The sequence below is a fragment of the Methanoculleus chikugoensis genome, assembly GCF_019669965.1.
Taxonomy (GTDB): Archaea; Halobacteriota; Methanomicrobia; order Methanomicrobiales; family Methanoculleaceae; genus Methanoculleus; species Methanoculleus chikugoensis.
In genome coordinates, this window is the sequence record NZ_AP019781.1 from 711,453 (window position 1) to 731,306 (window position 19,854).

A 19,854-nucleotide genomic window follows, 5' to 3' on the forward strand; every position below is an offset into this window, starting at 1 on the left:
CTTCACCTCACAGCAGTCCAAATACGACGACACCGGCAACCAGAAGGCCGATTGCCATGCCGTACCAGAATGCGGTCACGCCTCCGGCGACATTGAGAACACCCTCCCTGTTCGGGAACGATGCCAGGAAGTTGCCCTCTCCGGAGAGCATGCCGACCAGGTCGTCGGTAATCTTCTCAAGTTCCGCCACCTGCTCGAGCACGGGGGTGTACGAGACACCGGCAGTGGTTACGACGCCGACCATCGGGTCGACAACCAGGCCGAACTCGGGCAGTACCTGAATGTACGCCATTTAGGCACCTCCCTTGGGCTCCAGGATCGGTTTCGCGTCGAGCCATGCGTAGGCGTCACGCTTCGAGAGCTCGATGTACTTCCCGTAGGTGTAGAGCCACCCGACGATGGAGATCACCAGTGCGACGAGAGCGGCATACATGCCGATGAACGCGAACGAGATGATCGCGACGGGGATCATGGAGAGGAACCCGCACTCCGCGGCGAGCATGAGCGTCCGGTCCTGCTTCTCCCCCGGCCCGAGACAGGCGTTGAAGGAGTGCTGGATGGCGATGGCGCCGAGCATGAAGATCACGGCGATGATGCTGCCGCCGATGAGCGAGAACTCGTAGGTCTGCACGGTGAATCCGAGGAAGGATACCGTCCCGGTGATCATGCCGAGGAACTCGAACGTTCCGCAGGCCATGGCTGCGAGGCCGAGAACGGTCATCGCGCCGACGATCGCAAGTTCGATCAGTGAGACGATCATGACCGGGATGTCCATCCGGACAACGTGGTTCGCCATGATGCCGGCGACCGCGCCGATGATTGCGGCGATGATGATCGTCACGATGGGCGCGAAGGGGCCGGTCGTGGCTCCGAAGAGCGCGGCGATGACACCGGACCCGAGGGCGATCATACCTGCCGACGGGACGCCGGTACCGAGACCGTAGCTGCAGAGGTGCTTGATCGTATCGGTACCCCAGATGAGCGCGGCGACGGCGGCAAGCCCGCCGAAGAACGCGAAGTACTCGGTCTGGAAGTACGTGTTCAGGTATGTCAGGTAAATCAGGACGAGCGATCCCACGAGGCCGTAGATCAGGATCTGGTTGTGCGGGATGCCGCCTGCTCCTACTTCAATTTTTACTGACATTTAGAATACCCCCACCAGTTGGAGGAGCCCGATCGCGAAGAGGCCTGCAACGGCGGATGCAACGGCGGCTGCGACGACCGCTCTCGGGAACCGCTTGAACTTGGGGTCGTGCGGCCCTTCGATTGTACCGGTGATGTTGTATGCCGCAAGCACGGCGTTGATCAGGAACATAGCGACCGCGAAGATGCCGGCAAGCGAGATAGCAACGGGCGCGATCTGCTCGACCGTGGCGTTCAGGAGTACGGGCAGCTGTGCCTGGTAAATGTCGAGAAGTTCGAGGTAGATGAGCGTCCCCCCAAGACCGCCGAGTGCGCCGCCGATGACGCCGCCGACCCAGGAGATGAACGGGAGGCCGTGCCCCTCGGTACCCTGGCTCTTGTACTCGGGGAAGGTGTCGCCCGTGATCGGGTCTTTTGCAACCTTACCGGAAGCCGCCGGGATACCCATGCCGAAGATGTAGATGACGTTGACCATCGTACAGGTGATCGCCATCAGGAGACCGCCGCCGACCGCACCGCCCGCGAGGGCGACAGCGAGTCCGAGCGGAGCAGCCCATGCGCCGCCGAAGAGACCGGCAAGGCCGGCACCGGCTGCGAGCATCGCGACACCGGTCGCGATACCGGGCGATTGTCCCATTGCAGCGGGGGCACCGCCGACCGGGACGAAGTGGACGCCGAATGCTACCAGGACGCCGCCGATGATGATGCCGACGAGAGCAAGCACTCCGGCCATCTGCACGAGGAAGTAGGCGAGTCCGAGCGCGACAACGATAAGAACGATGCTGAGGACGATTCCTATAGCCGTCGGGGACTGGACGCCTCCTGTCTGTTTAGGTCCGCCGAGTGCGCTCATGACGATGCCTCCTCAGGAGCCGTGTAGGGGCCGAAGTTCTTCCTTGCCCAGACCTCGATGTAGCGGTCGATGATGGCAAAGATCAGGATAACGACGACACCGACGACGATCGGTCCCCAGATGTTGAGTTCTTCGAAGACCACGGTACGCCAGAGCTCGAAGAAGACGATCAGGCCGAAACAGATACCCGACGCGGGGCCGCCGAGTTTGGCGCTGAAGAAACCGTTGTCGAGCGAGTTCCGCTGGCCGGCCTCGGCGTAGCGGACGATGTTACCGGATGCGGAGATCGGAACGCCTGCTCCGAACTTCTGCTCCTGGTACTGCCGCTCCTTTCCGTAGAACGGGTTACCGGTCGCAGACCCGGCCGCACCGAGCGCGATACCCCAGACGATACCCAGAAGCGGGAGCGGGAAGGGATGGCCGAGCGCGCTGATCATAAGGTGACACATCGCGACGGTGGTGAAGATCGCTACGAACGCGTGTGCCATGGTCACGGTCGTCATCGATTTCAGAATATCGATATAGACCGGCTGTCCGAACTTGGCGAGACTTGCAGTACGGCCGAGGTATGCGGTAGTCGCATATATGCCCTGCACGAAGACCGCGAGAGCACTCCCGAGCACGATTGCAAGAATCGGGTTTATCTGCATCGCCATGAAAGCCCAGGCAAGGCCTGCGCCCAGAGCAACCCAGAGGCCGTACGCGGGAGGTTCACCGGCAATTGCCTTGTTGAATATGCGGTGAATATATCCCATCTGCGGAGCCAGCTGAACCTGTGAGTTCGGGTCACCCTGTGATCCGATGTCAGATTCAACGTCTTCCGCAGCGCCGGCGACGGTTGCAAGAGCACCTGCCAATGCGGTAATGCCGATGCCAAATACGATCTCTTCCATTCAGCATCCTCCTCCGGTGCTCATGGCACCGGAGTACGGGTTCAAAACCTTTTTGGTTCATTTAACAGTTGTTTATGACTTAATTAAAGGTTTCGAAAAGTTGCGCCGATATCGCAACGAAACGTAAAAAATCGGCTGGAATGACAGTTTTAGGCATTTGGGGTTACGCTAAGGAAAAAAAAGTTGATTTGGGTTTACCGGGCCGGAATGATGAGCGAGCGCTCGCCGGCGGGCATGAACTCGCGGATGGCACCCTTCGCGAACTCGCGGCGGGGCTCGGCGAAGTCGAACTTCAGCGCGGGGTCGGCGAAGCAGATCTTCACCCGCGGGTCGAAGCACCACGCGTCGCCGCGCCCGTAGTGGGCGCCGGCGGTGATCGCGGCGTACTCGCCCTGGTGACCGACGTTCATCGCGTAGTTCGGGTAGTTCGGGCCACGGACCTCGCCGATCGCGCCCTCGTCTCCACGGATGGAGAGGGAGTTCGCGGACCCGCACTGGTCCTGGAGGTCGTAGCCGAAGAAGCCGAGACGCGACCATCCGTCCTTGTGCAGGAGCATGCAGAGGTACCAGGCGTTCAGGCCGGCGTTGGAGTTTCCGGTCGCGATGGAGGTCGACAGACCGCAGGCGGCGGCAAGCACACCGGCACGCTGGGACCCGCCGAAGTGGTCTTCCATCATGGTCGGGTACTGCTCGTACTGCTCCATGCCGTTGAGGGCGACCTCGGTTGCGATGTCGTTGACGATATCGTAGGTCGGCTTGACCTTGTCCTTCGGGCTCGGGTTCTTCCAGTCGACCTTGTACTTGTCCTTGATGTAGTCCATACCGTAGTAGGTGAACTCATCGAGGATGTTGTCGGTGTAGGCCGCGGTCGCGTACTGGGTGAATCCGACACCGCCGGACATGTAGGAGCCGAGCCAGATCTGGTCGTAGAGCATCGTTCCGGCGCCGACGACCTCGAGGGAGGCCCTGGCGGGGTCGTTCGGGTACTTCCGGTTCGCCTGGACGATATCCGAGAAGAGACCGAATGCAAGGCCACCGGGCTCGTTCGGGCCACGGGCACGCCGGGCGGGCAGGTGGGACGCCATCTGGATGACACCCGCGTGCTTCGCGGCGTAGGAGAGGTCGGCAACGGCCGCTTCACCGGCGCACATCCGGTAGGCACCGATGAAGGACATACCGATCTGCATCGCAGACCACCGGGAGGTCGTTCCACCGTCGCAGGTCCGGACGACCGTGGTCGGGATGTGGATCGCCTGCCAGAGGGACTTCCCTACGGCTGCGGAGAGCGCTTCGGCCTGCTTCGCCGGGAAGAGTTTCTCGACGTCGAGGACGAACTGGGGTTCGAGGTCGTCGGCGAGTTCCTGGTCGCCGGTGAAGACCTTGACGTAACAGTCGTCGACGAGGCCGGGGTGAGTCTCGACCATGTGCTCCTGGACGACGGCCGCGCCGGGCATCGCGTGGTTCAGCACGTGGAGGTACTCGTTGATCGTCTCGGGGGTAACTTCCTTCCCCAGACGCTTCTGCAGCGTCTGGTGGGCGAGGTCCATGTTGACGATGACCGTCCGCCGGATATCGTCCCACATCTGCTGCATCGCAGCGTTGTTGACGAAGTGCAGGTCGTCACCCTCGACGAAGACGCCGGTGCCGGAGACCTCGTAGGTCATCAGCTGGCGCTGGCCGAGCGGGATACCGCCCAGGTGGCAGCGTACGGGGTCATACATGGAGATGCCGCGGTCCATCTCGACGGCGCGGCTGGCCTTCACGAACTCCTCCTTGCGGGGAGACTGGTGGTAGCCGTTGAACTTGTAGAACTCGGTCGTCTCAGACTGGACGTCCTGGCCCTGGAACTTCTCCTTGAGGGATTTCAGGAAGAGCTTCTGGGTTCTCTCAATCTTTGCCATCGTAATCAGGCCTCCTTCGGTAGGAACCCGTATTTTGTTCTCAGCGTGTGGATGCGCTGGACGTACTCGATATACTCGGCGTCATCGCGGTATGCAGTGTTGCCGAGTGAGTGGAAGATCGTTGTGTGGGCCTTGAGCCACTTCTCGTCGAGCGGCTTGCCGATGGCAACCGCGCGGTCGAGAGGCTCGCCGATCTGGTTCTTGACGTAGCGGACGATGCCGTCCTCGCCGAGGACGCTCCTCTGGAGCATGTCGAACATCATGCCGTTCTCGGCAAGACGGAGCGAGTGACCGTGCACGGTCGCACCGCGGATGCCGGTGCGGGCCGGGTCGAGGAGTTCGGTCTCGACGAGTTCCTTCGAGTACTTCTCGAGGTCACGCTCGCGGCACTCGACGATCTGACGTCCGGAGAGCGTACCGGGGTCGATACCGCGGAAGCGGTAGCACTCGGTGTAGGTCCGCTGGTAGGGCTGCGAGGGGGCGAAGAACATCGAGTCCGCAAACTGGATGTAGCGGACGCGGTCGCCGGCCTTCGCACCCTCCGTCGGGGTGACGATCTTCCTGATGGGGCAGTCGGGTTCCTGCTGCTCGGCGAGCGGCGGGTGGGCCGTCGGATAGGCGGCTCCCGGCGCCCTGTGGCCGAGGATCAGCACGATGTCCTCATCAGTCACGTCACGCATCTTCTCAAGCTTCTGGTTGGGGTTCATCTGCTTGCGCCGGTTCTCGGCGACCTTGGATGTACCCGGCCCGTACTGGGGCTTGTATGCCATGTTTTCTTTCACCTCATTCATGTTGGGCTTTTTAGCGCTTTCATAACGGCACGAACGACCTCTGCCAATTTTTCCCTGCCCGGGGTCTGACCCCGTGTCACGCCGCTGACGATATCTATCACCATGCCTTTCGTCTTCGTCCGGTCGGGCGGCGGCATAACCACCGCAGTCCTGATCCCTTCTTTTGCGAGATCCTCGAAGTCGATCGGGACCTGGGATACGACGATGGCCCTGATGTCCGCGTGCTCAAGGATAAACCGGACTTTCTGCACCACATGGGAGCGGACATTCCCGTGATGCAGGATGGCTACCTTGTGCTGCTCGATCTGGGCGATCTCTTTCTCCGTCAGTCCGAAATAAGCACCGAGAACGTGACCCGCAACAGGCGAATCCGCCGGAACCCCGCTCCCTGCATTGAGGACGAGCGTAGTCACGGAGAACTCCGCCCCCTCCCTCCGCAGACCGGAGGTGATGTCGCAGACCGGTTTTGTTACGTGTCTGCGGCCGGGGGACATCCCTATCACGATGACGTCCGGGGACCTGGTCTCGGAGATGGTGCCGCGCTGGGCAAGACCGCCTCCTTTTCCCATCCCCATGCTCTCGCGGCAATCGACGACCTGAGTTACTCTTCCGATTGGCATCTCACTTGTTTCCCTGAATGATAACGGGACCGTCTTTCTTCCTCGGATCGACGAGCCCGAGAACTTCTCTGTCGGCATCAGGTCCGTATTTCGCGTAGTCGGACACCGTCGGCTGGGTCTTCATGAACCGCCCCTTCTGGACGGTGCAGGAGAAGTCCTTGCTCGCAAAGACTTCGTCGACCGCTTCCTCGATGGCCGGGATGTACGACTCGTCCTCGAGCTCCAGGATAACGGTTCCGACCTGTACCTGGAGCTGGACGTCCTGGTTTCCGACACGGATGACCTTGCGGTCCGGATGGAGGTTGGGTTTCCCCCGTGCCGGACCGTAGGGAACGGTGACGGGAAGATTCTGTCCGGTAAGAGACATCCGGAGAATCCCGCCGACCTGAACAAGCCTGTTCAGGAGTTGTTCCACCGTATCGGGTCTGAGGAATCGCGTTGAAACGATTCGAACCTGAGGGTATATGGCTTCGGTCATTAGCATCCTTGTGTTATTTACACACCCTGTGCGATCTGCTGGATCGGCTTGTTGAAGACGTCGACCTTTCCGTAGGTCTCGCCGTAGACCTTGGAGGTGCTCTCCGGCGAGAACATCTGCGTTCCGGCATCGAGCGCCGCCGCAGCGACCACGCACGGGATGGCGACGCCTGCGGCGTGCCTGGTCACGACGTGGTTGCCGTTGAAGATACCGGGGCCGCCGCCACCGTAGATCGAGTGGCTGAAGAACGAGAATCCGACGGCGGTACCCATGACACGGCCGTAGTCACAGCCGGGGAGACCGGTCTCGTGCTCAAGCAGGTCGTTGAAGTACAGGAGCGTCGAGGAGACTGCCTGGGCGAACCGTCCGGCACCGCAGTTGACCATGGTGGCCGCCATGGTTCCCGCGGCAGCGTAGGCGTTCCAGAGCATCGGGTCCTTCGTGTCGTAGAACTGGAAGTACCCGCCCTTCTTGCCGGGGACGATGACCTTGTCCTCGATGGCGCGCTCGACCAGACTCTGGACGACCGTACCGATGGTTCCGGTCGCACCGTTCTTCTTGACGAGCTCGTAGACCAGGTTGTTCGCGTTCAGGCCCTGGTAAGCGTACGTGAGTAACTGGGCACGCTCGAACGGTCCGATGGCGTTACCCATCTCAAACATTCCTGCCTGTTCGAAGGTGGACGAGAGTGCGGCACCCTGCATCGCGTTCTTGCCGGTCATCATGACCGTGTGGTTGACCGGGATGTTCCGGAGCGCGTAGCCGAGACCTTCGTTGTTCTGGGGGATCGACAGAATGGACGTGACGTTGGCACCGCTCAGGTCCATCGTGTGCGGGTAGGAACCCCAGACCGCCGCCTTGATCATCGCTGCGTCGAACGCTCCGATGTTGAACTGCTCGACAAGCGCGTAGGTGGTTGCGGCTGCGACCGAGGTGATCGCGGCGTCGTAGGTGGATGCAGCCTCGAGACGGGCCTTGGGAGCCTCGACGAGGATGAGTTTGCCGCCGCTGAACTCGCGGATCTTGGTGTCGTCACCCTCCTCGACCTGGACCATCTCCTTGATCTTTCCGATGATGGCGTCCTTGTTGCCGATGATGTCGAGGTTCATCTCACGCCCGAGGACATACCCCTTGGCTACCTTCCCGGTCTTCAGGCTCTCCTGAATACCGCCCAGGTTGACTGCAATCGTCCTCTTGGTGAGGTCGATGAGTTTCCTGGTCGCCGGGTTGATCACCGGGCTGATCTTCTCGAGCGGCACACCACTCTTCAACTGCTTGCCTGCATCATCGTACAGGTCAATAGTTTCCTTGTATTTTGCCATAATTTTCCTCCATTACCCTCTTTAAGTGCATGCAATCCGGGAATGTGAAATGAACACTAAAAGCATCGCTGACTGTGTCTGATGGTGACTACTGCACGTCCTCGTGGGACAAAAAGATAGTAACCTTCTCCGACGATATAAGCATTGCTATTTATGTCTATGATCTAATATATATCGCAAGCCCGATATTAAATATCTGCTGAAAAATTGTCGATTGCACAGAATTGTATACTTATCTTGCCTCTCCTGCCGTAACATGAGAATAGCAAAAGTTTGTTATTTTGTGCTACGTATTTTTCCCCGATCGCTCCCGCTCTCCGACGATCGGTACCGTGTATATGCAGTGCAGAAAAAAGAGAGGTTCAGGCCTCGATCCGCTGGTAGAGTTTAGCGTAAATCGTCTGACCTTTTCGTTTCCGGTGGCGCTCTCCGAGATCGCCCTCGTAGAGGGCAAACCGCCCTTTGATGCCGTCCATATCGACGTCGACATCCTCGCGGTATACAAACCCGGGCATCATCAAGTCGATGCTGCCGAGGACGTAGATCTCGCCTTCCACCATCTGGCCGCCGAGACGGCTCTTTGCATTGCCCTTGATGACGATCTTCCCGCCTTCGGCATGGGTGGCGACATGGACATCGACATCGCCGCCGATGACGATCTCGCCGCCGTTCATGAAGGTGCCGATATCGCTTCCGGCATTGCCGATGACGGTGATCTTGCCGCCCTGCATGCCGCGCCAGTCGCCGCGGTACGCGGCGCCGAGGTAGTTCCCGGCGTTGCCGTTGATGACGAGTTCGCCGCCCTTCATGCCTGTTCCGGCAAAGGCATCGACGTTCCCGTTCACGGTGATCTTGCCGCCCTGCATCCATGCCCCGACGTACATATCGGCGTTGCCGTTGACGACGACCTCGCCGCCGGTCATCTTCATGCCGATGTACTTGACCCGGGAGAGATCGCCGCCAACGACGATCTTCGTCTCCTCAGGCGTTGCTCCGGCTTTTCCGGAGACCTCGAAGAAGTCCCCGAGCCGGTGCTGCTCGCGGCCGACGTAGACGGGGAGGTCGGCGATCTCTTCGGCTTTCTTTCCAGCGAACGCATCGGGAGCGATGGTGTCTGCCTCGAGGTAGAGTTCGGGCTGGTTCTTTATGGTGAGTGTAACGGTTTCCATCCTTCTCTCTCCTCACTCGGTAGCATCAACCTCGATTACGTACGGGTTCGGGAGGTAGTGTCCGGTAACCTCGTAGTTGTTCAGGGTGACGGTGTAGTAGCGGAGGAACTTCTCCTTGACGTCACGCATCACCTGCGGGTTCTCGTTGACCTTTGCGTTCACCCAGAGCGTCCTCTTGTTGCCGTTCGAGACGATCTCGCGGTCCTGGATGACCTGGACGCCGGCCTTGAAGAGGTGCTCGGCGCTTCCAAACGCCTTCTCGATGTCGTCGGGTGCGTAGGGCTCGTTCGGGTTGAAGTTGAAGACCGCAACGTCCGCCTCGAGGCCGGGTGCAAGCCCGCCGTACATGTGCGCGAGGCCGAGCGATTTTGCCGGGCCGGCGCGGGTCATCTGCGCGATCTCGTAGAGGTCGAGTTCGCGGTCGATGTTGGCGAGGTTGGTCGCATCGATGACCTTGTCCTTGTGCTTGAAGGCGTCGAACTGCTGCTTCCGTGCCTCCTCGCTCATGAGCCACTTCATGATCCGCGGGTAGCGGATGAACGGCCCGGCGTTCGGGTGGTCGGTGGTCATGAAGACCCGCATGGGGTCCTTCGCGAGCAGCGCGAGTTCAAGACCGATGGCCCACTGGATGGCACAGACCTTGATGCTCGGGCTGTAGACGTAGGGCACGACACCGGATCCGGTCTCGAGTTCCACATCGGCGTTCGCCCACTTCAGGTGGTTCAACTCGGTGAGGTGGTGCTCGAACGGCCCGTCGGCGGTCATCGTCGTCGTCTCGTCGAGCGTCACCTGACCCATATCGATGGTGAGGTTGTCGTGCGAGTTCACGTAGTCCATGATCTCCTTCGCCTTCGACTCCACGTTCGCCCAGGAGTCGCCTCCGTAGGAGTGGAACTGGACGTGAGTGTGGTGCATCACCTGGTCGCGGCCGAACTTGCTGTTCGGCTTGATGCCCTCGGAGAGCTTGAACGAGTCGAGCGTCGTCGTGTAATTGCCGGGGTTTCCGAGGTTGTTCGCATGCATGTGCATCGAGTGCGGGAGACCCAGGTACTCGTTCGCCTCGATGAGACCCTTGATGATCTGGGCCGGGGTGATGTCGAAGTAGGGAACCGGGTCGTGAACGTTCTCGCAGTTCAGGCCCCAGGCCCAGGCTTCCGTGCCGCCGGGGTTGACGACCTTGACGGCGTAGCCCTTCGTGGCGCGAAGCAGCCAGGCGATGTAGGCTGCGGCGTTCTCGATCTCGTGGTTCTTCAGGTACTCGAGCACGAACCAGTTGTTCCCGAAGACCGGGTAGGCACCCTGGTCGAGGATCGGGGTGTCCCGCATCTCTTCGTGGGTGTGCCGGGCGTAGAGCGGCGGCATGGCCGCTTCCATCACGGTCGTGTACCCCATGCGGGCGTAGTTGTACCCGGTCCGAATCGTCGTCGGGACCGAGAACCCGCCCTGCATCCGCTCGATGCCGCTTCTTGCCTTGTAGCCGAAGAGTTTGTCTTCGGGGCGGAAGTTGCGGCCTATGTTGACCTTCGGGCCGGCAACGTGGGCGTGGATATCGACACCGCCGGCCATGACGGTCTTACCGGCGGCATCGATGACCTTCGGGCTGCTGAGAGCCGTCGTCTCGACGATCTTGCCGTCCTTGATGGCGACATCGACCCTGTCGCCCTTGATCCCCAGAACCGGGTCGAAAACGAACCCGTTCTTGATAAGATACTCTGCCATCGCTTACTCCCCCTGGATCTCCTTGACACGTGCAAGGACGTGTTTCAGGAACTCTTCATCGGTCATCATGCCTTCGGGAGGCTCGACAACCTTCCTGGTCTCAATCGGCACGTTGTCCATCCGGTATGCGCATCCGCCCACCTCGACGCCGACGAAGGCGACCGGGACGTGGACCTTGCAGACCTCGGTGGTCGGGGTCTCGTGCGGGTCGATTGCGACCGACGGGCGGTCGTAGATCTTTTTGACCGAGCTGAACGGGAAGTGCGCGCCGGGGTCGCTGCCGAGGACGAAGACGGCGTCCACCTCGTCCCTGCGGAGCAGGTCGTTGGAGGTCGTCTCGCCGGGGTTGTAGCGGGCGAATCCGCGGGAGAGGTCCACCGCATAGGGGAACCCGAAGAGCCAGCCCCAGACCTGACCGGAGCCGGTGACGTTGTAGTGCCCGCGCATCGGCATAATGGCCGCTTTCGTGTACTCGTTTAAGTCACGGGTGACCGCGATGGCCTCGTCGATGTTGTGGTTCTTCCCGAGCGACTGGGTCACACCCATGCCGAAGAAGATGATCACGAACCGGCCGCTCTTGAGCGTCTCGGCGGCCTCGTAGATCTTCTCTTTCGGGATGCCGGCGACAACGTCGGGGAGCTGCTCGCCCTTGAACGCCACGCGGAATGCGTTGAGGAGTTCGTAGTCGCGCCCCTGCTCGACCTGCAGGTGGACGTCCGCCACGCTTGCGGTATCGGTGGGCCGCGGGTCGACGACGATCACTTTCCGGCCGGTATGACCCTTGCCGGTGAAGAATCCGCGGGGGAAGATCGAGTAGCGGGACATGTGCCGCGGGTGGGCGTGTGCCGGGTTGCATCCCCAGAAGAGGATCCGGTCGGCACGGTTCTTGACCTCACCGAGCGTGCAGCTCGGAATGCCGATATCCTGAACCGCGATAAGCGACGTGCCATGGCAGACGGTCGCCGTATTGTCCATGACCGCTCCGACAACCTCGCCGATCTCTGAGCCCACGGCCTGGGCTTCACAGTTCGTGGAGCTCCAGCCGTACATGAGCGGCTTCTTTGCATCGGTGAGCATCCGGGCGGTATACTCGATTGCTTCGTCGTAGGAGATCTCTTTCCAGGACCCGTCCTCCTGGCGCATGCGGGGGCGGGTGATACGGTCCTTGGCCTGGGAGTGGAGGAACTTCTCGGCACCGATGGCGCAGGCGTTGTAGACCTCGAGGAGTTCTTTTCCATCATCGCTGACGACGACCTCGAGGTCGTCGCAGAGCGTCCCGCAGAACGGGCAGATAACGTCGGTTACAGTCCTGGTCATGCCAGCTCACCCCTGCAGCCCTTGCGCACTAGTTCCAGTGAGCCGAGGACGGGTTCGTTCTTGGCGACCTCCACCTCAACAGGCGTACCCTTAAACGTTGGCATGCCGGTGGAGTAGGTGTTCGGATTGACCACCATGTTTGCCCACGGCCCCATCGGTATGTATGCCACACCCGGATGAGGGCCCTGGGTCGCCTCGACCGCCTTGACGATAACACTGCCGTACTTGCTTGTGACGCGCACGTTCGTGTTGCGGAAAGCTCCCAGCTTTTTAAAGTCCGCCGGGTCGAGTTCGATGATCCCGCAGGCGGTGGTGTAGGCGGGTTTTTCCTTCCCCGCCTCCATGGACACCCCCTGCTGGATGGTACGACCCGTAATCAAATTCACTCTGATTGCCATTGTTATTTATCCCCTGTCTGTTATTGTTGGATTATTATATTATCTGGCAAACTCATTGAGCGGGCTTGGGCCGAGCTCGTTGATGGTCTTGACGACGTCCGTCATGACCGATCCCCACTTTGCACCCTCCGATGCAGAGACGAAGGTCATCCTGAGACGCTTGTCGTCAAGACCGATGTTCTTGAGGACACTCTTCAAGAGGAACATCCTCTTGGCTGCCTTGTAGTTGCCCTCAAGGTAGTGGCAGTCGCCGAAGTGACACCCGGAGACCAGCACGCCGTCCGCCCCGTCCTGGAATGCCTTCAGGATGAAGAGGGGGTCGATCCGACCCGTGCACATCACGCGGATGGCACGGATATCGGGCGGGTACTGAATACGGGCGCCGCCGGCAAGATCTGCACCGGCGTAGGAACACCAGTTGCAGATGATGGCGATGATCTTGGGTTTCCAGTTCTCGTCTGCCATTTACTGTTCACCTCCGAGGAGGAATGCGTCGATCTGTGCGACGATCTGTGGGGTTGCAAAGTGCTGCATCCAGATTGCACCGCCGGGGCAGAACCCGCCGCAGGTGCCGCAACCCTTGCACTTGGCCTCGGTGACCTGCATGACGGTGCGTCCGTCCTTCTCGACGAGCGAGAGGGCCTGGTAGGGGCACTGGTTGACACACAGTCCGCATCCGGCGCACTTGTCCTCAAGACACTGGGCGAAGTAGGGCTCGAGCTCCACCTCACCCCGGTGAATCGGGATCGACGCCGCGGATGCCGCACCCTCAGCCTGGGCGACCGTGTCAGGGATATCTTTCGGTCCCTGGCAGACACCGGCGAGGTAGACACCGGCCGTGGTGGTTCCGCACGGGTTCAGCTTCGGGTGAGCCTCAAGGAGCCAGCCGTCCTGCGAGCAGGAGACACCGAAGAGCCTGCGGGTCTTCTCGGTCTCGGCCGAGGGCTGGATGGCTGCCGCGAGCACGACCATGTCGACTTCCATGTCGATCGGCCGGCCGAGGAGCGTATCCTCCGCGTTGACGTGAAGGTTCTTGGTCACCGGATCTTCGGTGATGTTTGCCACCCTGCCGCGGATGAATTTCGCACCCTCGTTCTGGATGCGGTAATAGAACTCCTCGTACATCTTGCCGAAGGACCGGATGTCCATGTAGAAGATGTAGGGCACCGCGCCGGGGATCTTCTCAATGATCTGGTGAGCGTGCTTGAGCGAGTACATGCAGCAGAACCGCGAGCAGTACGGCTTGCCGGTATCGGTGTTGTCACGGGAGCCTGCACAGAGGACGAACGCGATCTTCTTCGGGGTCTCGCCGTCGCTCGGGCGGACAAGGTGGCCGCCGGTCGGTCCGGACGCACAGATCAGCCGCTCGAACTCGAGCGACGTGATGACGTTGTCGTAGTTCTTGTAGCCCCACTCGAACTTCTTCTCGATGGGGTAGATGTCGTATCCCAGAGCAAGGATGGCGGTGCCGACCTTGACGGTGATGAGTTCATCCTTCGCATCGAGGTCGACCGCCTTCTTCTCGCCGCACGACTCGACGCAGAGACCGCACTTGACGCAGGCGTCGAAGTCGACGGTGTAGATCAGCGGGGAGACCTGCGGGTGGTAGATATAGATCGCCTTTCTCGGCGCCATGCCGAGTTCGAAGGGGTTCGGCTTGATGACCGGACAGACTTCGGCACAGTCGCCGCAGCCGGTACAGCCGCCGCCGACGATGCCGCGGGCTTCCGCCTCTGCCGGGGTGAGGACACCGCGTGCCTTCTTCCGGAGGGTCACATCGAAGTTGCCGATGTATCCCTCGACCGCCTCGACCTCGGTGTAGGTGAGGAGTTCGATGTTCTCGTTCCGGTAGACGTCCACCATCTTCGGGGTAAGGATACACTGCGAGCAGTCCAGCGTCGGGAAGGTCTTGTCGAGCTGGGACATCCTGCCGCCGATGGTCGGGCTCTTCTCGACGAGGTAGGTCTTGATCCCTGCGTTCGCAAGGTCGAGCGCTGCCTGCATGCCGCCGACACCGCCGCCGACGACCATCGCGGTCTTCTCGACGGGGACGCTCTTCGGGATGAGGTCTTCGAGCAGGGACGCCTTTGCTACGGCGATCCTGACTGCATCCTTTGCCTTGGCGGTAGCCTCCTCGGGCTGGTGCATGTGCACCCACGAGTTCTGGTCGCGGATGTTCGCCATCTCGAACCGGAAGGGGTTCAGGCCGCCCGCCGCGGTTGCGTTACGGAACGTGGGTTCGTGCAGACGGGGCGTACAGGCCGCGACGACGACGCCGGTCAGGTTCTGCTCCTTGATAGCATCTGCGATCTTGTTCTGCCCGGGGGTCGAGCACATATACGCGTAGTTGTCAGCGACGACGACGTTCGGGATTGTCTTGGCGTATTCCTTTACTGCCTCGATGTCAATGGTACCCGCGATATTGGTACCACAGTGGCACAGAAAAACACCAATCCTTGCCTCTTTATTCTTGACTTCTGCCATGTATTTGCACCTCACAGGATCTTCTTCAGGAACGGCTCAACATCGACGGCATGAAGGTCGAGTGCAAGCTCGTCCGGGCTCATGCCCTGAGCGAGTCCCAGGAGTTCGTTGTAGTGCAGGACGGGGATGCCGTGTTCGACACCGAACTTATCCTTGATCTCAATCTGGCCGCGGTCGAACTGGAGCTGACAGAACGGACAGAGATCAGTGACTGCATCGGCACCGACTTCTTCCATATTGATCAGTTTCTCATTCGTGATGTCGAGCGCGTGCGTGATATCGTATCCGCGGACACCGCCTCCGGCACCGCAGCACTGCATCTTGTTCCGATACTGGACCGGCTCGGCGCCGAGAGCGGCGACGAGTTCTTCTATCCACATCGGGGTCTCGGTGTTCCCGAAGTGCCGCTCCTTGCTCGGCTTCATCAGGTGGCACCCGTAGTGGACGGCGACCTTCGCGCCGGTCAGGGGGCGCCTGACGCTGTCTGCAATCCTCTTGACGCCCACGATCTTGGGGTCGTAGTAGAGCTCGGCGAGATGCCAGACGTCGACGGTTCCCTTGAACTCCATGTCGATCTCTTTGAGCACCTCGTTGACTCCGTCGCGGAGTTCGTCGTTGTGCTTCAGTTTGTGGTTGACTTCCCAGATCGACTTGTAGCATCCGTTGCAGATCAGGGCGATGTCCATCTTCATCTGCTCGGCGAGCACGACGTTTCTGGCCGCCATCGCGTACCAGACGTTCAGGTCGATCGAACCGAATGCACCCGGTGCCGGGCAGCAGCTTGCACCCTTCAGGGGCAGAAGGTCGATGCCGACGTTCTTGCTGGTCTGAATGGCCGCAGCCTCGATGCCGGGGTACCGGTTCGGGGCGATGCACCCGAGGAAGAATGCGTACTGGTGATTATTTCCGCTCATGGTTTCACTCTCCCTCCGCGAGGATCTTGTCTGCATTCTCTTTCAGTTTGTAGTGGTCGAGGATCCTCCTGATACCGGGCAGGTACTCGGGGTACTTGTGCGTCGTCTCAGGCTCCTCCTCGAGTCCGAGTTTTTTCCTGGCTGCGCGGTTCGCGTCGTTGTTCGGGACGCCGTGCCCGCTCTTGTAGATCAGCTGGACGGTCTGGAGGAAGTTGCGTGGAACGATGTCCCGCTTGAACGCGAGGTTCCTCATCGCCATGATTGCGTCGGTCGGCGCGAGGTCGCGGGGGCACCGGTCGGTGCAGCTGTAACAGGTGGTGCAGAGCCAGAGGTCCGGGTCGGTAAGGGCCTCTTCCTCGAGACCGAGGATTGCCTTGCGCATGAACAGCCGGATACGGTACGAACTCCGGGGTGCCGAGGGGCACGAACCGGTGCAGGTGCCGCACTGGTAGCACATGTGGGCGGCCGTCTGCCCGATCTTCTCTACATCCTTGATGAACTCGGGGTTGCTGTCAGGAATGTAGTATTTCCTGTCCCGGAGTTTCTCAGCGAGTTTCTGATCCTTGTAGTCTTTCTTTACTGCCATTGACTATCCCTCACGCCTCTTCCGGTTTTCCCAGGTGTTTGATCTCGACCTCTCCGGGGGTGGTCTCATGTACCTTTGACGTCCTCGGGGCGAGCAGTTTTTCCTTGATCTGCTTGAAGAGATCCGTTTCTTTATCCTGCATTCGGATGGCCGTCCGCCGCAGGACGATCGCATCCTCGCTCGGACAGGCGTTAACGCAGGCGCCGCAGAGGATACAGAAGTCCTTGTTGATGGCGATGTTGGGCTCAATCTCTCCCTTCATCTCCTTTGCTGGGAGAGGGGACGGCAGGTAGAGTGCGTTGCAGGGGCAGACCTCGACACAGGTCGAGCAGCCGCCGGGACACTTCTCGGGGTTGATCTCGATATCTCCCTCGAAGATCTTCTCGACGGTGATTGCCTCCTCCGGGCAGGACTGGACGCACCACGTGCAGGTGCAGCAGTTGTCCTGCTCGATCTCGACCTTGCCGGGCAGCCTGGTGCCGATGATCTCGCGTTCGAGGGTGATTGCATCCTGGGGACAGGCCTCGACACAGATCGTGCAGCCGTCGCAGGTGCTCTCCTCCCACCGGACATCTCCTTCGACCTTGCCGGTCTCGGGGTTCGCGGGTTTGCGAGCGACGGTGATGCTCGGACAGAGTTCGCCGCAGATGCCGCAGACGTCGCACTTCTCGGTGTCGACGGTGAACGTCGTCTTGGTCTGGATCGCGGTCTGGCGCGGTCTGCCGGCTTCGTCGCCGCCCTCGAATGCGGGGACGTCGCGGTCGATGGCGTCTCTCGGGCAGACTTCCTCACAGATGGTGCACCGGTCGCACTTCTCTTCGTCGATTACGGTGACCATGTCGTAGGTGGGGAACCCTTCCTGCTCAAGGATCGGGAGGCGTTCCTCGCCGTCGATCTTGAGTGTCATCGCGTTGAAGGGGCACATGATGACGCAAACGCCACAGTACGAACACTTCTCGGGGTTGACGTCGACGGGTTCGGCGTAGTCGATGGCCCCGCGGCGTGTCGCGCCGACAGGTCCGAGCACGATCGCCTCTTCGGGGCAGGCATCGACACAGATGCCGCAGCCCGTACAGGTCTCGGCGTTCAGGATCAGGTTGTTGACCGCCTTCAGGAGCCTCTGCTCCATGACGACGTTCTGGCCCTCCCGCGTTTTTGAATACTTTGGAAACAGTGCCATATTTCAGTATCACTCCTAGGCTTCCGCTTTTCGGGCCTTGGCCCGGCTCTCCCACGGTCCTGCAAGCTTGATGACTCCATAGGGGCATGCCTGGACGCATACGCCGCAACCGGCGCAGAGCTCTGAATTGAAGTCAAGGATGACGGCTTTGCCGTCTTTGACCTTGTAGATCTTCTCCTTGGTTGCTGGATCTTCAGTGTAGAGCTCGAGAGCGTCGACCGGACATGCCACCACGCAGTTGTTGCAGCCTGTACATCGTTCCATATTGATGTGCAATGCAAATGCCATGGTATCACGCACCAGATCTGATCGATTAAAAATCGATATAAAAAGAATTGTCAAAGAATATACATAAACTTTCTGAAATCCGGCAGCCTTATATTTCAGAACTATGATTATCCGTCAAATATTATATATTAAAATGGTTGTTATGTCAATCCGTTCCTCGAAATCTCTTTGCTATACGGGCTTTCGGGCATGATGTCGGATCAAAAGACGTAAATATCAAATCGGGGTTTCTGGTGAAAATCGGTGGTCGATCCGGCCCGGTAGCGTCGAGGACGTGCAGGAACGCCGCCCGGAGGGGTGGGACCGGCCGTCCGCTTGATCCGGAGGGGCCGTTTTACCTTGCGCGGTTTGAGCGGTGACCGTTTCTGTATCCGTCGTCTCTTCACTCTTCGTGCGGAAGCCTCAGATTGCCTCCGGAAGGCGACTACGGTTCTGTGCCCGCGCTCCTCGTGCCGTATCGGGGATGGCCCTGCCGGCAGGCGGCCGGGGCGGCGGGTGCTGCACACCGTCTCGTTGCATGAAGCCCGGGGCCGGCCCGTTGCGCACGCCCGGATAAAAAAGAAACCTTATTCTGTCCATATTGTGACACTGTAGCAAACGAGGTGTATTCTATCCATGGAACTGAATGGCGTTACTATAGATGATACCTATGCAGAGGCGTTCCCGACCTGGGTGGCGCGGCCGATCATCACCGCGGTCACCGAGGAATGGGCGTACAAGGCGGCAGTGGAGGCCGTAGGGTTTGCCACCTCGACCATCGGGTGTCCTGCGGAGGCGGGTATCGACTGCTTCGTCTCCCCCGACGAGACTCCGGACGGCCGCCCCGGCTACGCGATCATGATCTGCGCGAGCAAGAAGAAGCTCAAAGAGCAGGTCGTGGAGCGCCTCGCCGAGTGCATCCTCACCGCCCCGACGACGGCGGTCTTCGACGGTCTTTCTGACGTCGTCGCCGAGGTCCCGGAGAAACTCCCGGTCAAGCTTCACTTCTTCGGCGACGGCTACGAGGAGAAGCGCGAGGTCGGCGGCAGGACGGTCTGGGCCATCCCGATCATGGAGGGCGAGTACATCGGCGAGGAGGAGTTCGGCGCCGTCAAGGGTGTTGCCGGCGGCAACTTCTTCATCATGGGCGAGAACCAGATGGCCGCACTCATGGCCGCTCAGGCTGCGGTCGACGCCATCAGCGGCGTCTGCGGTGTCATCACGCCCTTCCCCGGCGGTATCGTCGCGAGCGGCTCGAAGGTCGGGAGCAAGAAGTACAAGTTCATGGGCGCAAGCACGAACGAGGCCTACTGCCCGACGCTGAAGGATAAAGTCGAGGGCAGCAAGGTTCCCGAGGGCGTCAAGGCCATCTACGAGATCGTCATCGACGGCGTCGACGAGGACTCGATCAAGACCGCGATGGCCGAGGGCATCCGGGCGGCGACCAAGGTGCCGGGCGTGAAGTTCATCAGCGCCGGAAACTTCGGCGGCAGCCTCGGGCCGTTCAAGTTCGACCTGAAGGACGTCCTTGCGGACTACCTCTAAATCTCTTTTTTTTGTGGCGGTTCTTGAGGGGGCCGTCTGTTTGGTGCTGTTGGCGGGATCGATGGGCCTGGTAATTGATGGTGTCCCCGGTGTGATGGCGAAGCGATACCCTCTTGAAGCGATTCGAAATTTGCATGCTCCCCCTGTCCAATGACGCGGCTTCCCACCGGTTATCGCCATGACTGCCCCCGCCCCTGGGGGCGGGGAACGACTGCCGGAACAGCAGGAGTTCGAGCACCGTCAGGTGCGAATGAGGAGGCCGAAGGCCGGGTGG

20 protein-coding genes are annotated in these 19,854 nt (G+C 60.4%); 1 reads left to right on the forward strand and 19 read right to left on the reverse strand.

Annotated features, from left to right (window positions below):
* Positions 1-7 precede the first annotated feature (7 nt).
* From mtrB to MchiMG62_RS03855, 19 genes are all read right to left on the reverse strand, one after another.
* Entirely contained in the window at positions 8-292 is a 285-nt protein-coding gene (gene mtrB, locus MchiMG62_RS03765; protein ID WP_221057944.1) for a tetrahydromethanopterin S-methyltransferase subunit MtrB, read from the reverse strand.
* Positions 293-1,144, reverse strand: coding sequence for a tetrahydromethanopterin S-methyltransferase subunit MtrC (gene mtrC / locus MchiMG62_RS03770; RefSeq protein ID WP_221057945.1), 852 nt, complete (start codon positions 1,142-1,144; stop codon positions 293-295).
* Complete coding sequence (gene mtrD / locus MchiMG62_RS03775) at positions 1,145-1,996, reverse strand: tetrahydromethanopterin S-methyltransferase subunit D (protein ID WP_221057946.1); 852 nt, start codon at positions 1,994-1,996, stop codon at positions 1,145-1,147.
* Positions 1,993-2,889 (reverse strand): tetrahydromethanopterin S-methyltransferase subunit E, encoded by an 897-nt coding sequence (gene mtrE / locus MchiMG62_RS03780; RefSeq protein WP_221057947.1) that lies wholly within the window; start codon positions 2,887-2,889, stop codon positions 1,993-1,995. Before mtrE ends, mtrD begins: the two co-directional genes overlap by 4 nt.
* Before the next feature lie 194 nt (positions 2,890-3,083).
* Entirely contained in the window at positions 3,084-4,790 is a 1,707-nt protein-coding gene (mcrA, locus tag MchiMG62_RS03785; RefSeq protein ID WP_221057948.1) for a coenzyme-B sulfoethylthiotransferase subunit alpha, read from the reverse strand.
* Between the two features lie 5 nt (positions 4,791-4,795).
* Positions 4,796-5,560, reverse strand: a complete 765-nt coding sequence (gene mcrG, locus MchiMG62_RS03790; RefSeq protein ID WP_221057949.1) for a coenzyme-B sulfoethylthiotransferase subunit gamma — start codon at positions 5,558-5,560, stop codon at positions 4,796-4,798.
* Between the two features lie 17 nt (positions 5,561-5,577).
* On the reverse strand, positions 5,578-6,201 hold the full coding sequence (gene mcrC, locus MchiMG62_RS03795) for a methyl-coenzyme M reductase I operon protein C (RefSeq protein ID WP_074370628.1): 624 nt from the start codon (positions 6,199-6,201) through the stop codon (positions 5,578-5,580).
* A 1-nt stretch (position 6,202) separates the two neighbouring features.
* Positions 6,203-6,679, reverse strand: a complete 477-nt coding sequence (mcrD, locus tag MchiMG62_RS03800) for a methyl-coenzyme M reductase operon protein D (protein ID WP_221057950.1) — start codon at positions 6,677-6,679, stop codon at positions 6,203-6,205.
* 17 nt (positions 6,680-6,696) lie between these two features.
* Positions 6,697-8,001 (reverse strand): coenzyme-B sulfoethylthiotransferase subunit beta, encoded by a 1,305-nt coding sequence (gene mcrB / locus MchiMG62_RS03805; RefSeq protein WP_221057951.1) that lies wholly within the window; start codon positions 7,999-8,001, stop codon positions 6,697-6,699.
* 362 nt (positions 8,002-8,363) lie between these two features.
* Positions 8,364-9,170: a formylmethanofuran dehydrogenase subunit C gene (locus MchiMG62_RS03810; protein WP_221057952.1), complete on the reverse strand. Its 807-nt coding sequence runs from the start codon at positions 9,168-9,170 to the stop codon at positions 8,364-8,366.
* Positions 9,171-9,182: 12 nt separating this feature from the next.
* Positions 9,183-10,889, reverse strand: a complete 1,707-nt coding sequence (locus MchiMG62_RS03815; protein ID WP_221057953.1) for a formylmethanofuran dehydrogenase subunit A — start codon at positions 10,887-10,889, stop codon at positions 9,183-9,185.
* Between the two features lie 3 nt (positions 10,890-10,892).
* Entirely contained in the window at positions 10,893-12,206 is a 1,314-nt protein-coding gene (locus MchiMG62_RS03820; protein WP_221057954.1) for a formylmethanofuran dehydrogenase subunit B, read from the reverse strand.
* Positions 12,203-12,604, reverse strand: a complete 402-nt coding sequence (locus tag MchiMG62_RS03825; RefSeq protein ID WP_221057955.1) for a molybdopterin dinucleotide binding domain-containing protein — start codon at positions 12,602-12,604, stop codon at positions 12,203-12,205. Before MchiMG62_RS03825 ends, MchiMG62_RS03820 begins: the two co-directional genes overlap by 4 nt.
* 39 nt (positions 12,605-12,643) lie before the next feature.
* Entirely contained in the window at positions 12,644-13,069 is a 426-nt protein-coding gene (locus tag MchiMG62_RS03830) for a hydrogenase iron-sulfur subunit (protein WP_221057956.1), read from the reverse strand.
* The gene (locus MchiMG62_RS03835; RefSeq protein WP_221057957.1) at positions 13,070-15,088 is read right to left on the reverse strand and encodes a CoB--CoM heterodisulfide reductase iron-sulfur subunit A family protein; all 2,019 of its coding nucleotides are present in this window, start codon (positions 15,086-15,088) and stop codon (positions 13,070-13,072) included.
* Between the two features lie 11 nt (positions 15,089-15,099).
* Positions 15,100-16,002: a CoB--CoM heterodisulfide reductase subunit B gene (gene hdrB, locus MchiMG62_RS03840; RefSeq protein WP_221057958.1), complete on the reverse strand. Its 903-nt coding sequence runs from the start codon at positions 16,000-16,002 to the stop codon at positions 15,100-15,102.
* A 4-nt stretch (positions 16,003-16,006) separates the two neighbouring features.
* Positions 16,007-16,588, reverse strand: coding sequence for a CoB--CoM heterodisulfide reductase subunit C (gene hdrC, locus MchiMG62_RS03845; RefSeq protein WP_221057959.1), 582 nt, complete (start codon positions 16,586-16,588; stop codon positions 16,007-16,009).
* 10 nt (positions 16,589-16,598) lie between these two features.
* Entirely contained in the window at positions 16,599-17,768 is a 1,170-nt protein-coding gene (locus tag MchiMG62_RS03850; protein ID WP_221057960.1) for a 4Fe-4S binding protein, read from the reverse strand.
* A gap of 15 nt (positions 17,769-17,783) precedes the next feature.
* Positions 17,784-18,056 (reverse strand): ferredoxin family protein, encoded by a 273-nt coding sequence (locus MchiMG62_RS03855; RefSeq protein WP_221057961.1) that lies wholly within the window; start codon positions 18,054-18,056, stop codon positions 17,784-17,786.
* A gap of 615 nt (positions 18,057-18,671) precedes the next feature.
* On the opposite strand from MchiMG62_RS03855, the gene fhcD reads away from it, so the two are divergent.
* Positions 18,672-19,580, forward strand: coding sequence for a formylmethanofuran--tetrahydromethanopterin N-formyltransferase (fhcD, locus tag MchiMG62_RS03860; RefSeq protein ID WP_221057962.1), 909 nt, complete (start codon positions 18,672-18,674; stop codon positions 19,578-19,580).
* Positions 19,581-19,854 lie beyond the last annotated feature (274 nt).